This window comes from Legionella anisa (assembly GCF_001467525.1).
In the GTDB taxonomy this organism is placed as follows: domain Bacteria; phylum Pseudomonadota; class Gammaproteobacteria; order Legionellales; family Legionellaceae; genus Legionella; species Legionella anisa.
The window spans coordinates 128,330-144,512 of sequence record NZ_LNXS01000022.1 but is presented as its reverse complement, the minus strand read 5'-3'; the positions used below and the strand labels follow the sequence as shown (position 1 = coordinate 144,512).

Genomic DNA, 16,183 nt, shown 5'->3' with positions numbered 1-16,183 from the left:
TCAAAACTACAGATTAGTTGCCAGCGCAACCGCTACAGCCTTTGCAACCTTTGCATCCAGAACAGCCTTTGCACCCTTTACATCCTTTGCAACCATTGCAAGAACTTGATGTAGTAGTAGATGCATCATCTGCATAAGCAACAGATGCTACAGGAGCTGCTAATACAGTTAATAGAGCAGCTACAGCTATTGTTGATTTTTTCATAATTTTACTTCCTTGATAGTTAATGATTTTTTAACCCATTTAGATATTAGCAAAGAAATTTGGGTTTTTCTTCTTTTTTTAAAAAAAAAATTTAGTTTTTCATGCACTGTTAACAGGGAAAACAACATCAACAACCCTGAATGCAGGAGGATTATGACAACTCCTTTTTTGAAATCATTAAAAAAAACTTATCCAGCATTTTAGTGCTTAAAATCCATTTTAAAAAGAGCATGAAATGAGCTGGAAACGTTATAGGATACTTGGCTTTAGGCCTTTGAGATTCGATTGCATGGATTAATTTATGAGTTACTGCGTCTGCTTTTCGAGTAAAAACAGAGTCCGTTTTTTTCTGCTTAAACGTTTTTAGCATCCGTTCATACTGCGTACTGAAGTAGCTATTTTGCATGTCGATGTTATTTAAAGAATTATCTACACAATTATCTCGAAAACGACTTTCTATAGGGCCAGGTTCTATAGTGATGACATCAATACCGGATGATTTCAATTCAAGTCTTAGCGTATCACTTACACCTTCTACTGCATACTTTGATGCATTATAGGCACCCCGAAAAGGCATACTGATAACACCTAAAATAGAGCTTAGATTGATAATACGGCCATATCCTTGCTTACGCATGACTGGAATAGCCAGATTAGTGAGCTCAACCAACCCAAAAACATTCGTTTCAAATTGAGCACGCAATACATCCCGAGAGATATCTTCCAAAGCCCCCGCTTGACCATATCCTGCGTTATTAATTAAAACATCTAACCGCCCTTCTGTTTTAGCCAATACTTCGGTAAACGCGCTTTGAATGGAAGATGAATCAGAAACATCCAGTTGAACGGCTTCTATTCCCTTATCTAATAGTTTTTGGACGTCCTCTATTTTTCTACATGATCCAATAACTCTATGTCCTCTTTCCCTCAAAGAAAAAACAGCATCGAAGCCAATTCCACTGGAGCATCCAGTAATTAAAATAATTTTATCCTTCATAAATCCTATCCAAATTGCTCAGAAAAATTATTTATAATCTATAATTCTTAATGTAACAACATAATATGGGGTTGCATCATGGAAAAAATTAGCATTCGAAGGGATAAAACGCTCCCAATTATTATCCTATCTTCTGTACTACTTATAGGTTTTTTATACAGTAGTCTCGCTAAAGCCAATGCAGAATCATCACAACCTCCAGGTAAGCAGCTTGCCTATTTTATTGGATATCATTCAGGCTACTATTATGGGGCACCTCCCTACTACTACCATCGCCACTATAAAAAGACTTATTGGTCAGGTTGGAGGTATATAGGATATGGCTGCAGCAGCAGTTGTCTCATTGATCGTTGGAGTGGCCGCGCAATTAAGTGTAAAAGAATTTGTCGCTAAATAATAAATTTTATAAACATATCCACATACCGCGCTTCATGCCTGAGAGTTCCTCACAAAATTTAACCAGGAAGAATGTCATTTGCTGCCCGTCATCCCTGCCTACGCAGGGATGACAGCCTTTTAAACATCACCGTAACTATAGAATAGCTTTCCTGGTTAAATTTTGTGAGGATCTCTCAGGAAGTTTGATATCTATAGAGGATACAATGGAGCTCTCTTGGTGCAGAACTCACGCAAAATAATCAACCAAACCTTTAGGTGCTTTCTTATTTTTTAAGGGTGTTATTCCCTTTTCGTCTTCTACCGCAAGAGTTGCTTCTTCCTGAGAGCTACTATTTTGTTGGGAACTTTGGCGCGTACTGTCATCAGAGTCAATGTGCACTTCAGATAAATTTAAACCTTGTTCGGCCATCATTGCCTGTAATTTCGGCAGCGATTGATCAATGATAGCCCGTATTTGATGCGAGTGAGTTGTTATATTTATGGAAGCCGAATCATTTATTACCTTAATACTGATTTCTAATGGTCCTAAGTCTTCAGGATTTATCTTAATTAGTGCACTTTTAACTTCGTGCTGACCAAGCCAGATAATATGATCTGAAAATTGTTTTGCCCATTCAGGTTTATTTATTTCTATTGGTATAGTCAGCGCTTTAGGTGCTGTGCCTAAATTAGGTATATGATTTTCCATGGGTGCACTCATGTGCGTCTCATGAGTCAATATATTGTCCAATGGATTATCCATTGGCAGTGATTTTACTCCATCGGTATTTTCACTGATGACAGTAGGCAGAGGAAAAGTTGTGGCATTTTCTTTTTGATTCTCTATTTCAATAAGTAGTGGTTGAAATAAACGAGTCGGGCTTGTCTCTTTTTCTCTTCCTTTATTTTCTGAAGAGCTGAGTTGAGGTACAAATAATTCTTTTGACTCTATACTCTTTGCGGGAGATGCAGGACTGTTCGGATATTTTTTATTATTTTTAGCAGTTTCTAGAAGATTTAATGATGTATTTTCTATAATGTGTTGCGAGTCAGGATTATGAATCGATGCTGCGTCATGCAGCAAATTATTTTTATCTTTGATTACAGCCTCAGGCTGTTGTTGATCTTGAGTCAAAATACCTTCTAGAACACGTTGTTCTTCATTAGGTTGTACCTGGATTTCTTTGAGTTGCTCCATCTTAAATTCAGTTTTTTCTTCATTTTGTTCCACAGTTACATTTCTATTGACCACATCTATCGAATTGGATTCCTGCTCAGTATTTATCTGATTCATTTTCATTTCGTGCTGATAATATTGAGAATTAATCCAAGAGACTGCTACATTGTTTTCCATCTCGCTTGTTGATTGCTCTTCACTCTTTTCTTCTAAGGTTTCAGGTTCCAAATCAATTGTTGGACTCAATGAATCTTCGCTAACTTGTTGATTTTCATCCATGATTTGAATTGAATTCTGTTCTGTTTTTTGAGAATTAGCCTTCTTGGTCACGACATCAGTTAATAAAGAAATAAAAGCCTTTGGGTCTTTGGGTTCAATAGATGGTAAAACATTTTGTATCTCATCTTGTGATTTTTCTACTGAATTTGTCAAAATTTCGCCGTCTTGTGGATTAGAGAAAAGGTCAAGAACTCCTGATGGATTTGATATTGCTTTACTCAAGTCGGTCATTCCAATTCTCCTTAATTTTACTTAATTAAAAGCAATATCCGTACCAATTGATAAGTTTATGCTAAAACAATTAAGTTTTTGTTAATAAACTTTACTTGAGTGTAAAGCTAGGTAAGAGGTCTATTCTCCACTTTTATGAATGATGCTAACCTGCCTTCACGTAAATTTTAAGAGCAATTTCCATGCCTTTTTTTTCTAAAAAATATACGCACAAATCAGCCTTAGATAAAATCAAAGAAGCTAAAAATTTGTTGGCTCACATAGAGCAAGAAAAGAAATTTGCGTTTTTCGAAATGCTGCAGCTTCGCATCGATGAGTTTGAATTAGCACTTAAGGGAGATGTAGATTCCAGCGAAACACAGAGCATATTAGAACAATATAATCAATTTGCCAAAACAGTACATTTGTGTTTATCTCATCCCAAGCTTACAGGATTTTATATAAGCAGTTATCATAATCAAAAATATTATCCAGTAGGAATTAGTGAGGTAATCGAGGAACCTGTTCGGCATAAGATATCACTTGCTGCCACTATTCTAGGAGCAGCACTCATTTTGACGTCTCTTATTGCGTTTCCGTTTAATCCCTTAATCAGTGCTATTTTGCTTCCAATTGGCATTTCGTTATTAGCCCCTGCTGTGGCTTCTTTATTAACTCCAGATCCGTTTAACACAGCCCCCAAAAAGCTTGAAGAGAAAATGCTTTTTCAAGCTGGCGCCAAGTTAATTGATCCTTCTTTATCTTTTGATGAACCACAAGAGTATGAAGGACGGCTTCAAGCGAACCTAACCTAAAAAGTTATGACCTAAATTTCATAAGAACGCATGGAATTTTCTTAAAATTGAGCTATCATTCAGTTTTTGATTTCCAGGAGCTACTTATGAAAGCGGGTCGTGACAGCCTATCAACAAAATCTCAATTACAGGTAGATGGGAAAACTTATCATTATTTCAGTCTTAAAGAAGCAGAACAAAAAAATTTTAAAGGAATCAGTCGTCTTCCTTACTCGCTTAAAGTTCTTCTTGAAAATCTACTACGTTTCGAAGATGACAATACGGTCACCACGAAAGACATTAAAGCGATTGCAGACTGGTTGCATAATAAAACATCACAACATGAAATTGCATTCAGACCTGCACGTGTACTGATGCAGGACTTCACGGGGGTTCCCGCTGTAGTTGATTTAGCAGCAATGCGTGCTGCGATTGTTAAGATGGGCGGTAATCCTGATAAAATTTCACCATTGTCACCCGTTGATCTGGTCATTGATCATTCAGTTATGGTTGATAAATTTGGCAGTAAGGATGCTTTGGCTGTAAATACCGAAATTGAAATGAAGCGAAACAATGAGCGCTATGAGTTTTTACGCTGGGGACAAAAAGCATTTGATAATTTCCAGGTTGTTCCACCAGGAACAGGTATTTGCCATCAAGTAAATCTTGAATACCTAGGAAAAACAGTATGGAGCAGTACTGATGATGGAAATTTATATGCATATCCCGATACTTTAGTAGGTACAGACTCTCATACAACCATGATTAATGGTTTAGGGGTACTAGGATGGGGAGTTGGTGGTATCGAAGCAGAAGCAGCGATGCTCGGACAACCTGTATCGATGTTGATTCCAGAGGTTATTGGATTCAAATTGCATGGAAAAATGAAGGAAGGTATTACTGCAACTGACCTGGTACTTACTGTAACCCAGATGCTCAGAAAGAAAGGCGTAGTTGGCAAGTTTGTTGAGTTTTATGGACCAGGATTAAGTGACTTACCTCTTGCTGATCGTGCCACAATTTCTAATATGGCCCCAGAGTATGGTGCTACATGTGGCTTTTTCCCAGTAGACAAAGAAACTATCCGCTATCTGGAGTTGACTGGACGTGACAAACATACTATTGCGTTGGTTGAAGCCTACGCTAAAGCGCAAGGCATGTGGTATGATAAAGACAGCGAAGATCCAGTATTTACTGATACTCTGGAACTGGATTTGAGTACTATTGTCCCCTCATTAGCAGGACCTAAAAGACCTCAAGATAAAGTAACGTTAAACACGTTACCCGTAGAATTTGATTCGTTCCTTAAAGAAGCAGGAAAAGAACAGGAAAAAAATACTTCTTTTCCGGTTAAAAATCATGATTTCCAAATGAAACACGGCCATGTAGTTATTGCGGCCATTACCAGTTGTACTAATACATCAAATCCAAGTGTACTCATGGCAGCAGGTTTGGTGGCTAAAAAAGCAATTGAAAAAGGATTACAACGTAAGCCTTGGGTTAAATCTTCTTTAGCTCCTGGCTCCAAGGTAGTAACGGATTATCTCAAACAAGCTGGATTACAGTCTTATTTGGATCAATTAGGTTTTAATTTAGTTGGCTATGGATGTACTACCTGTATTGGTAACTCGGGTCCGTTGCCTGATGCAATTTCTCATTGTGTCAGTGATAATGATCTTGTTGTTTCAGCGGTTTTATCAGGAAATCGTAATTTTGAAGGTCGTGTACATCCACAAGTCAGAGCAAACTGGCTGGCTTCTCCTCCTTTAGTTGTTGCTTATGCTTTATGTGGAACGACTACCGTTGATTTAAGCAAGGATCCTCTAGGAACGGACAATAGAGGTAATGATGTATATCTGAAAGACATTTGGCCTTCTAATGCTGAAATTGCTGCTGAAGTATCTAAAGTGACTGGAGGAATGTTCCGTAAAGAGTATTCTGAGGTTTTTCTTGGTGATGAGCATTGGCAAGCAATTAAAACAAGCAGTGGGAAAACCTATGAATGGGATGCACATTCAACATACATTCAACACCCACCATTTTTTGATAATTTAAAAGCAAAGCCTGATTCAATTAAACCGATCAAAAACGCTTATATTTTGGCTTTATTTGGTGACTCAATTACCACAGATCATATTTCTCCAGCGGGCTCAATCAAAGCTAACTCTCCTGCAGGTTTGTATTTAAAATCCAAAGGGGTTGATGAAAAAGAATTTAACTCTTATGGTTCTCGTCGCGGTAACCATGAAGTGATGATGCGAGGAACCTTTGCTAATATTCGTATTCGCAATGAAATGACTCCTGGTCAAGAAGGCGGCATCACACGTTACATCCCTTCAGGGGAAGTAATGCCTATTTATGATGCAGCAATGCTTTATCAGAAAAATCATCATGAGCTCGTGGTGATTGCAGGTAAAGAATATGGCACAGGCTCTTCAAGAGATTGGGCGGCAAAGGGAACAAATTTACTTGGCGTCAAAGCAGTACTTACAGAAAGTTTTGAACGCATTCACCGCTCTAATTTAATCGGTATGGGTGTTTTACCTTTACAATTCTGTGATGGTATGACCCGTAAGACCTTAAATCTGAAGGGAGATGAGCGTGTCAGCATTGACATATCTGATTCTTTAAAACCCGGTTCAATGGTTCCGGTAACTATTGAGCGTGCTGATGGTCAAGTAGAAAAGATTAAAGCATTATGCCGTATCGATACTGCTGACGAATTAGAATATTATAAAAATGGTGGTATTCTACAATACGTTCTCAGAAATCTGTGTGCTTGATATGGTAATGATATGCTCTCGGTTGGACCCTTGGTCCAACCGCAGTGTCACCCAATTAGATCATCCCTTTGATCATCATCGTTTGTTTGGGCCAAAAGCCCAACCCGCTTTTTATTTAAATTACATAAATAATAATAGTACTGCGCATCCAAAGTTATTGGCGGCTTATACCGCATTTGTTAAGGATTAATCATGAATCAACCCAAAAAGGTTCTAAGTGTATTTTCTTTAGTAATGATTAATGTCATTGCTGTAGATAGCTTACGTACCCTTCCTATTAGCGCCAAACTTGGTCTTACATTAATCTCTTATTATGTTGTAGCAGCATTTGCTTTTTTTATCCCTGTATCTTTAGTAGCAGCTGAATTAGCAACAGCTTATCCCGAAACAGGGGGAATTTATGTATGGGTTCGTGAAGCATTCGGCAAACGCGCCGCTTTTATCACTATTTGGCTTCAGTGGATATATAATGTCGTTTGGTATCCAACAATACTCGCTTTTATCGCAGCCACCCTATCGTATTTAATCTCTCCAGAATTAGGAAATAATAAATATTATTTATTAGGCACTGTGCTCGTTCTATTTTGGGTGTTTACACTACTTAATTGTTTTGGAATGAAAATATCAAGCATAGTCAGTACTATTGGCGCAACAATAGGTACCATATTTCCCATGCTTTTCATTATTGTCTTAGCCGCACTTTGGATTATTCAGGGGAAGCCTATGATGGTTGGTTATCCCTCTACGTGGTTGCCTGACTTCAGTTCTTTAGGTAATTTATCGCTTTTTGCAGTGGTATTATTTGGTCTACTTGGTATGGAGATGTCTGCAGTTCATGCCGAAGAGGTCAAAAACCCCAAACGGGATTATCCCAAGGCTCTGTTTTATTCAACTATTTTAGTTATGTCTACACTCTCTTTAGGCTCATTAGCTATTGTGGTTGTAGTACCTAATGAAAGTTTAAGTGTTGTCTCTGGACTTATTGATGCCTATGCTGCTTTTTTTAAATCGTATAATATGTCCTGGATGACTTCAATCATCGCGATTCTAATTATTTTAGGCGGCTTAAGTGGCGTTTCCGCATGGATTATCGGCCCAACAAAAGGATTGATGGTCTCAGCTCGAGACGGCTCTTTGCCTGAAAAATTTGCACATACGAATAAATTTGGTGCCCCAACAACCATTCTTTTTTCCCAAGCCCTTATTTTTACTGTATTAAGTTCCGCTTTTATTTTGTTGGATTCCATTAATGCAGCTTATTGGATGCTTAGTGATTTGTGCGCTCAAATGGCCCTGTTAGTTTATGTTTTTATGTTCGCAGCGGCTATTAAATTAAGATATAGCAAACCGGATCAACCGCGAGGTTACACAGTCCCAGGCGGAAATGCAGTTATGTGGTTACTCTGTGTCATTGGCATTCTTTGTTGTCTTACCGCAATTATTATTGGTTTTGTACCGCCAACACAAATACCCATTGGGAATGTATTTATTTTTGAATCATTTTTAATTGGCGGATTAATTTTATTTGTATTAATTCCCTGGTTCCTTGCTAAAAAACATTAAGGGTAATTTGTAGACTGGGTGAAGCGCAGCGGAACCCGGGATTGGATGATCTGCATTACTCCCTTAACCTGGGTTCCGCTGTGCTTCACCCAGGCTACAAATTGATTTACGCAAACATCTCAATAATCGCTTGGTTCCACTGTTTGGGTTGTTCCAAATTAGATAAGTGCCCTGCATTAGGTAAAATAATGAGTTGACTATTTTTTGAGAGTGAATGCATATCAATGCTTTGTTGGGGGGGAATTACATTATCTAATTCGCCTGTAATAATCAGAATAGGTAATTTTGTTGTTGCTAACACAGCTGAAGTCGAATTACGAAGTGCCATTCCACGTAAAGCAGATGCAATCGCCGTTGATTTTTGTAACGATAAAATATGACGGAGATAATCTTTAGTTTGTTGTGATGCAGTAGATGAAAGTGCCTTAGCTATAAACCCACTTATTAGATTCTCTGGCCCATTTTCAAGCACATCAAGTGCCGTTTTTTCACGAGTAGCTTTTGTTTCCGGACTATCTGCCACAGCTTGGGTATTTGAAAGTACTAATCCAAGTGTTTGATTTGGATATTTGTCTAAAAAAGCAAGAGCAATGTATCCTCCCATTGATTCACCACCAATGATCGCCTTATCAATTTTTAAATAATCTAATAACTGCTTTACTTCATCAGCATATTCGCTCATGGGAATTGCTTTTCCATCCACACTGGATGATTCACCAAATCCCCATAAGTCCAGAGTAATCACACGAAAATGTTCTTTAAGTTCCTCTTGTTGAGGCTGCCATAATCGTTGATCAGTTGGGAATGCATGAATTAATACAAGAGGCTTGCCTTCACCTAGGTCATTATAAGAAATAAATTGCTTCGTATGAGGAATTGCTATAGTGGATGCCAGCGCAGTATGACTAAAAAAACAATATAAAATAGCGATTAAAACGTAAATGAAAGAAAATACTTTATTCATTAATTACTCCATTAAATGAGAAGTGCAACCTCATGTTACGCTAGAAATATAGGCGTAACAGAAATCAAGTTTACTGATTGACGTTACGCCTAAACTGAGTTTTTACTTAATTAATCAGGCAAAGACATTAAACTTGCATTACCCCCTGCGGCAGTAGTATCCACAGTATAAGTTCGCTCGTGGCAAAGTCGAACAAGATAGTTAGGACCACCCGCTTTAGGGCCTGTACCTGATAATCCTTCTCCACCAAAAGGTTGTAAACCAACAACAGCGCCTATCATATTTCTGTTTACATAACAGTTGCCTGCATGAATATTTTTTCTGATGTATTCCACTGTTTCATTAATACGACTATGAATACCTAGAGTTAAGCCATAACCTGTCGTGTTAATTTGTTCAATAACTTGATTCAGATCTTTTCGTTTAAATTGAATTACATGCAGTACTGGGCCAAAAACCTCTTTCTCTAGTGCACTAATATGATTAATGGCAATCGCAGTTGGAGGCATAAAATATCCAGATTCCAATGATTCATCTAATGGGCATTGGTAAATAATCTCAAAACGCTTTTTCATATTCTCCACATGATTTTTTAATGTGGATAAAGCCACCTTGTCAATTACAGGCCCTACATCAGTCACAAGCCAGCGCGGATCACCTACAACCAGTTCAGCCATAGCCCCTTTTAAGAGCGCAACGGTTCTTGGATAAACTTCTTCTTGGACAAATAATACACGCAAAGCAGAGCATCTTTGACCAGCACTCCCGAAGGCTGAGTTCACTGCATCTACTACAACCTGCTCCAATAAAGCGGAGGAGTCAACGAGCATCGCATTTTGACCACCCGTTTCAGCAATCAAGGGAATAATTTCTCCACCGCGTGTTGCTAAGGTCCGATTAATAAGATTCGCCGTATCGGTCGAACCTGTAAATAAAACTGCTTTGATTCTTTTGTCAGCAACTAATGCAGCTCCGATTGTTTCACCTGGGCCAGGCAGCAATTGTATGGCCCCTACAGGGATTCCTGCCTGGTGCATTAATTTAACAGTATAAGCAGCAATGAGTGGGGTTTGTTCTGCAGGTTTTGCAATAACACAGTTACCAGTTACCAACGCGGCAGCGACTTGGCCTGTAAAAATTGCCAAGGGAAAATTCCAGGGACTTATGCAAAGTACGGTGCCTCGTGGATGCAAGCTCAGCTCATTTAACTCTCCTGTATAACCCGTTAACCGTAGTGGAGCAGCTAAAATTTGTTGTGCTTGCACGGCATAATAACGGCAAAAATCAATTGCTTCACGCACTTCTGCAATGCAGTCATTCATGGTTTTACCTGCTTCAAGACAAGCCATAGTCATGAGTTCTGCTTGATTTTCCTGCAACGAGTCAGCAAAGCGATTAAGACATGCTGCTCTTTCACTAACGGACATTCCTGACCATATTGGGAACGTTTGCTCCGCTTGCACCAATGCATGCTCTACATCATCCAGTGATGCATTTTGGACTAATCCCACTATATTGTCAGTTTGTTGGGGCGAACTAACTTGTTGTTTTTCACCTTTAAGTATTGGATTCCCTGCGATCATTGGTCCTGAAGTCCACTGTCGCAATTTGATTTGCCCCATTTTTTCTTGTAAAAGAGCACACTCAGTACGATCAGTAAAATCAAATCCCTTAGCGTTTTTTCTATTGGGTTGAAAGATATCTTCAGGTAATGGAATATTTTGATTCATCTTATGTAATAAAGATTGAGCTTTTTCCACTGGGTCTTCAACTAATGTACTAATTGGTGCATTATCATCAACGATACGGTTTACAAATGAAGAATTTGCTCCATTTTCCAGCAAACGACGTACTAAATAAGGAAGTAAATCTTCATGACTCCCCACTGGAGCATAGATACGGCAAGGGATCCCATGGCGTGCAGCAGGTACTATCTGTTGATACAGCTCATTACCCATTCCATGCAAGCACTGGAACTCAAAATCGCGATAATCGCCGGTAATATTTAAAATCATTGCTACAGAATAGGCATTATGAGTGGCAAATTGAGGATAAATTGCATCAGTCATGGTTAATATTTTTTTCGCGCAAGCCTGAAAAGAAACATCTGTAAAAACTTTTCGGGTAAATACAGGATATTCTTTAAAGCCCTGCATTTGTGATTTTTTAATTTCACTATCCCAATAGGCGCCTTTTATCAAGCGCACCATGATTCGACGTTGTTTTTTTCTTGCCAGATCAGCAACCCAATCCAATACATAGAACGCTCTTTTTTGATAAGACTGAACTGCTAAGCCAAAACCGTTCCATCCATCCAAACTTGCATCATTAAAAACTTTCTCCATCACATCAAGTGATAACTCTAAGCGTTCGGATTCCTCAGCATCAACAGTTAAGGCAATTCCATAATTTTTTGCTAAACGTGCAAGAGCAAGTAGCTTTGGCGGTAATTCCTCCATAACTCGCTCATGCTGGCTTTCATTATAACGTGGATGCAAGGCAGAAAGTTTTATAGAGATACCTGGGCGCTTATATACATCAGAATTTTTATCAGACTGTTTGCCTATCGCTTCGATTGCTTCTTTATATGCTTCAAAATAACGTGATGCATCGACAGAGGTTAACGCAGCTTCGCCCAGCATGTCATATGAAAAGCGATATCCTTGAGCTTCTTTCTTTTTAGCTCGGTTTAACGCTTCCTCTATAGTTCTTCCTTTGACAAATTGCTTGCTCATAATTCGCATCGCTTTGTCAACTGCTGTTCTAACTACAGCTTCACTGCTGCGATTAACGAGTTTCATTAGTGATTTAGTTAATGTTGTTTGAGCTTTTTCCGGAGTCAGTATTTTACCTGTAAGCATCAATGCCCAAGTTGTTGCATTTACAAAAAATGAATCGCTTTGACCTCTATGAGATTTCCAATCACCACCAGATAATTTATCTTTGATTAAATTATCTATTGTTGCGCTATCAGGAACACGCAATAAGGCTTCAGCTAAACACATGAGCGCAATTCCTTCATCACTGGATAATGCGTATTCAGTCAAAAATGAATCGATACCCGTGCTTTTTTTTCGTTCAGCTCGCACGGATTCAACTAATTTTGTCGCACTATTCTTTATATCTATTAATTGCTGTTGCCCTAATGCCGCTTTTTCACAAAGTTCTGTAATTAACGATAACTCATCAACACGATAAGCTTGATTAATAGCAGCTCGTATGCCTTCAGGTAATTGTATGATCTGCTTTTCCAGCATAGCATTCTCCGAAATCAAATCTATAATATTCTTTTTCCCCCTTTTCTCTTGAAACACGAAGGAGTACAAGTCAATGCTGGGTTTAAAAGAGTTTAAAAACTAACAGCCAAGTATAATTTAGAGCCATCTAAAATGGAATGCGCCATCCATTATTTTGCTATAGAACATGCCATTAATCAGCTATAATTGTAGTGATTATACCCAATTTCAAGTAATTTTTCTGGTTTTAATTTAAATTATTTAAATATTTTTAAATCCAGTTGGTTAATTATTGATGCACAAAATAGATCTAAATATAGACAATCAGGTTGATGATTTAACTACATTTTTTCTAATATTCAGTCAAGCCTCTGAATTGAATAATATTTCCCCCTGTTGGCCAAATTAGAACCTTCTAATTTTACAATTACATGAATTGTTAATATAATCACCATTTTTTTAATGAAACTGTAACGACGATTTACACGAAGAAAGGAGAAGTATGAATACTTTATTAACTCTACTCTCAACCGTAATTTTAACCAGTAATATCACCTCCAGTGCACCTTCTTTTGCAGCAAGAGCCGAGGCAGATGTCAGTACTAAATTGCAGCATCTAAGTAATAAGGCGCCACAATTAAATAAAAATGTTTTAAGACTCGCTTTAACTGCATACAACAATGCGAGCAAAAAAGGGGCTGTGAAAAAACCTGTTCTTACAGTAATTGATTATTCTTTACCTTCAAACAAACAGCGTATGTGGGTATTTGACCTTCGTAGAGAGCGCCTCTTATATAACACTTATGTTGCACATGGTAAAAACTCTGGTGTGAATAGAGCAAGTCATTTTTCTAACGTTCCTTCGAGTAAACAATCAAGTTTGGGTACGTACATTACAAAAGATACTTATATAGGGCATAAAGGATATTCACTTAACTTGCAGGGCTTAGATAAAGGGTTTAATGACAATGCATTAAGTCGACGCGTTGTAATACATGGTGCATGGTATGTAGAGCCTAATTTTATCAAACAAGCCGGTCGTGCCGGTCTGTCCTGGGGTTGTCCAGCTATTGCTCAAACTTTGGCAAAACCTGTAATTAATACAATTAAAAATGGATCAGTTATTTTTGCCTATTTTCCAGATAGAAAATTTCTATCTAAATCAAATTACTTAGTGGCATAAAAAAAGCCAGGGCTTAAACCCTGGCTTCGCAGTCATCCGTATAAGAACTTCCAGTTCTTATGATCATCCATGACAAATCATATCCGTATGATTACAATTCCGTTTGTGTGACTTATATCCATACAAGTCATGACTAAAATGTAGCAACAGAAAATAAGAAGCGCAAGGATATTTCAGGGCTCTTACCTTAACTTACTTCGGATAAACCAAAAATCACCTTATAAAAAATATATATAAAACAATGGGTTAATTTAAGTTGATGAAATTTGACATCAAAAAAACAGCTATTGTCTTTAACTGAATTGAGAAATATCTTACGTGAAATCGAGCAAAAAAACTTATTGTATATCCGTTAGGAATACTGTTTTCCAGCAAAATTACTCGAAATAATCATATGCTTGCATACAAGTGCTTGATTATGTCTCAATATATGATAGTTTATTCAGCATCTAGATCACGCTTTAGAGCAATATGATGGACAAACAACCGTTAACTGCAGTAAAAAAAGATAGGCTACATGTTATAGATTGGCTTATTGAACATTTCCCCAATGCTTTTTTTAAAAAAGGAAATCAGATTAAGCCCCTAAAAATTGGAATATTTGATGATATTATCGATTTTTACGAACGACTGGACTCTCCTCCTTTCAGCAAAAAATCGCTGCGAGAAGCATTAAGCTATTATAGCGCATCACCTGCGTATCTAAATTGTCAAAAAGAAAATGCAGCACGAATCGATATCTACGGTAATGAAGTGGATACGGTAACTCAAGAACAAGCTAAATATGCGCATCAACGTTACTTAGAGCGTTATAATAAGAAAAGTTCGGAAAAGAAGAATGGCAGCCCTGGGTGATGCGTAGCGAAGGAAACCCAGTTCCTTGCGACGTTGCACCCAATCATAACTCATAGTATTGGTTTAATTATATGCTCCTATTGCAAAGCCATTAAATAATTCACTCTAACGTCAGATCCTAACGAAGCGCTCCTCAAAAAAGGATTATAATCCATTCCTTTCAAATCAATTAAGTTGAAATCCCAGGGACGAGCCATGGCAAGCAGCTCACTGGGCTTAATAAACTTTTTATAATCATGTGTTTGTCTCGGTAATAAATTCAATACATATTCTGCAGCAATAATCGCAGTGGCATATGCTTTAATCGTACGACTGATTGTTGATACAAATAAAAAGCCTTGTGGTTTGAGTAACCGTCTGCAATGCTCAAAAACCAACTCAGGATTTTCTACATGCTCTAACATTTCCATACAGGTAATTACATCAAAACGTTTATCTTTATATGCTTCAATCGAAGTACATAAATAGTTAATCTTCAGATGATTACTATTTGCATGTTCCTGAGCTACAGAAATTGCCTCAGATTCTGCATCTATTCCGGTAACTTTTGCCCCTGACCTTGCCATAGATTCACAAAGAATTCCGCCACCACAGCCGACATCTAAAACATTTAGATCAGCTAACTCAACATGCTGCTTAATAAAATCAAATCGTGTTTTATTAATATCATGAAGCGTTTTCAGAGGCCCTTCAGTGTCCCACCATAAGTTAGCATGCTGCGCAAATTTATTAATTTCTTGAGGATTAACAGTTGATTCAATATTACTCATCGTGTAATAAATCCAAAGGGTTAAAAAAATCGATTACGGATTGATTGGTTATAAAGCTTATATTATAAGGATGTTCCGCAATAAGCCCTATAGGTAATTTATCTTGTGCAACAGTTTCTGCAATTTTACCTAATAAAATGAGCTGAATAGTAGGTTTTATTACAGTCAATTGCTCCAAAAGGCTTTGCATAAAAGGTTTCCATTGACGTGCATGATAAGGAACTTTACCCTCACTATAAACCAACGATGCATTGAGCAGCAAAATACCTTTATTCATCATCCCTTCAAATAATTGTCGTGCTGTTTGTACTAAAGTGCTTTTATTTAATAACGCAATATTGGCTTGTGACGTATCGGAGCCCAAATCACCGCGTGCAACGAGTAACATTTTAATCCAATTACGTAAGGAAGTCGCTCTATTAACTTCCTTGCTTAATCCATTTGAACTCCATAAATTACCCACCGAGTTATCCCAAAAAGCATATCCATTTGCTGAGTCCTTACGCGGATAAGGTGATTCACCTAATAGAATATATTGGGTTTTTGATAACGGTAAACTAAACGCTGCAAATAACCGCTCCTCTCCTGGCAACCAATATCTATCATTCATTAACTGATGTAAATAGTCTTGATCCATAACTTTTAGTGCTTTGATTAGAATTTCTTTCCAATCAGAATGACAATTATTTAGAAAGGAATGATGCTCCATTTTTATGCTCGGTAAAGAAAATTCTAATGACACTTCCACTTCGTCCCCTTTTTTCTTATAATGCACTTAATTTGCACAAA

At 37.7% G+C, this 16,183-nt stretch carries 13 protein-coding genes; 6 read left to right on the top strand and 7 right to left on the bottom strand.

Features of this window, described 5'->3' with window-relative positions:
• Positions 1-13: 13 nt before the first annotated feature.
• Together Lani_RS07950 and Lani_RS07945 are read right to left on the bottom strand one after the other, a co-directional pair.
• Entirely contained in the window at positions 14-205 is a 192-nt protein-coding gene (locus tag Lani_RS07950) for a hypothetical protein (RefSeq protein ID WP_019232281.1), read from the bottom strand.
• 151 nt (positions 206-356) lie between these two features.
• Positions 357-1,202 (bottom strand): SDR family NAD(P)-dependent oxidoreductase, encoded by an 846-nt coding sequence (locus Lani_RS07945; protein WP_019232279.1) that lies wholly within the window; start codon positions 1,200-1,202, stop codon positions 357-359.
• Positions 1,203-1,280: 78 nt separating this feature from the next.
• Here Lani_RS07945 and Lani_RS07940 point away from each other — a divergent pair, with 78 nt between their 5' ends.
• Positions 1,281-1,595, top strand: coding sequence for a hypothetical protein (locus Lani_RS07940; protein WP_019232278.1), 315 nt, complete (start codon positions 1,281-1,283; stop codon positions 1,593-1,595).
• 232 nt (positions 1,596-1,827) lie between these two features.
• Here Lani_RS07940 and Lani_RS07935 read toward each other — a convergent pair whose 3' ends face one another.
• A complete protein-coding gene (locus Lani_RS07935) occupies positions 1,828-3,267 on the bottom strand; it encodes a flagellar hook-length control protein FliK (protein ID WP_019232277.1) in 1,440 nt (479 codons plus the stop codon).
• A 182-nt stretch (positions 3,268-3,449) separates the two neighbouring features.
• On the opposite strand from Lani_RS07935, the gene Lani_RS07930 reads away from it, so the two are divergent.
• The 3 genes from Lani_RS07930 (at position 3,450) to Lani_RS07915 (ending at position 8,386) form a co-directional block, all read left to right on the top strand.
• Positions 3,450-4,061, top strand: coding sequence for a lpg1689 family Dot/Icm T4SS effector (locus Lani_RS07930; protein WP_019232276.1), 612 nt, complete (start codon positions 3,450-3,452; stop codon positions 4,059-4,061).
• A gap of 86 nt (positions 4,062-4,147) precedes the next feature.
• Complete coding sequence (gene acnA, locus Lani_RS07925; RefSeq protein ID WP_019232275.1) at positions 4,148-6,823, top strand: aconitate hydratase AcnA; 2,676 nt, start codon at positions 4,148-4,150, stop codon at positions 6,821-6,823.
• A 192-nt stretch (positions 6,824-7,015) separates the two neighbouring features.
• Positions 7,016-8,386 (top strand): APC family permease, encoded by a 1,371-nt coding sequence (locus tag Lani_RS07915; protein ID WP_019232273.1) that lies wholly within the window; start codon positions 7,016-7,018, stop codon positions 8,384-8,386.
• Between the two features lie 106 nt (positions 8,387-8,492).
• On the opposite strand, the gene Lani_RS07910 is transcribed toward Lani_RS07915, so the two are convergent.
• Positions 8,493-9,350 carry an alpha/beta fold hydrolase gene (locus Lani_RS07910; protein WP_019232272.1) on the bottom strand — a complete coding sequence of 286 codons (858 nt, stop codon included), beginning with the start codon at positions 9,348-9,350 and terminating at the stop codon, positions 8,493-8,495.
• Between the two features lie 110 nt (positions 9,351-9,460).
• Complete coding sequence (putA, locus tag Lani_RS07905; protein WP_019232271.1) at positions 9,461-12,607, bottom strand: bifunctional proline dehydrogenase/L-glutamate gamma-semialdehyde dehydrogenase PutA; 3,147 nt, start codon at positions 12,605-12,607, stop codon at positions 9,461-9,463.
• Between the two features lie 481 nt (positions 12,608-13,088).
• Between putA and Lani_RS07900 the strand changes: the two genes are divergently transcribed.
• Together Lani_RS07900 and Lani_RS07895 are read left to right on the top strand one after the other, a co-directional pair.
• The gene (locus Lani_RS07900; protein ID WP_019232270.1) at positions 13,089-13,769 is read left to right on the top strand and encodes a murein L,D-transpeptidase catalytic domain family protein; all 681 of its coding nucleotides are present in this window, start codon (positions 13,089-13,091) and stop codon (positions 13,767-13,769) included.
• A gap of 474 nt (positions 13,770-14,243) precedes the next feature.
• Complete coding sequence (locus Lani_RS07895) at positions 14,244-14,624, top strand: ProQ/FINO family protein (protein WP_019232269.1); 381 nt, start codon at positions 14,244-14,246, stop codon at positions 14,622-14,624.
• Between the two features lie 77 nt (positions 14,625-14,701).
• Here the strand turns inward: Lani_RS07895 and ubiG are convergent, their stop codons facing one another.
• Positions 14,702-15,394, bottom strand: a complete 693-nt coding sequence (gene ubiG / locus Lani_RS07890) for a bifunctional 2-polyprenyl-6-hydroxyphenol methylase/3-demethylubiquinol 3-O-methyltransferase UbiG (RefSeq protein WP_019232268.1) — start codon at positions 15,392-15,394, stop codon at positions 14,702-14,704.
• Positions 15,387-16,103: a uracil-DNA glycosylase family protein gene (locus Lani_RS07885; protein WP_192814477.1), complete on the bottom strand. Its 717-nt coding sequence runs from the start codon at positions 16,101-16,103 to the stop codon at positions 15,387-15,389. Before Lani_RS07885 ends, ubiG begins: the two co-directional genes overlap by 8 nt.
• Between the last annotated feature and the right edge of the window lie 80 nt (positions 16,104-16,183).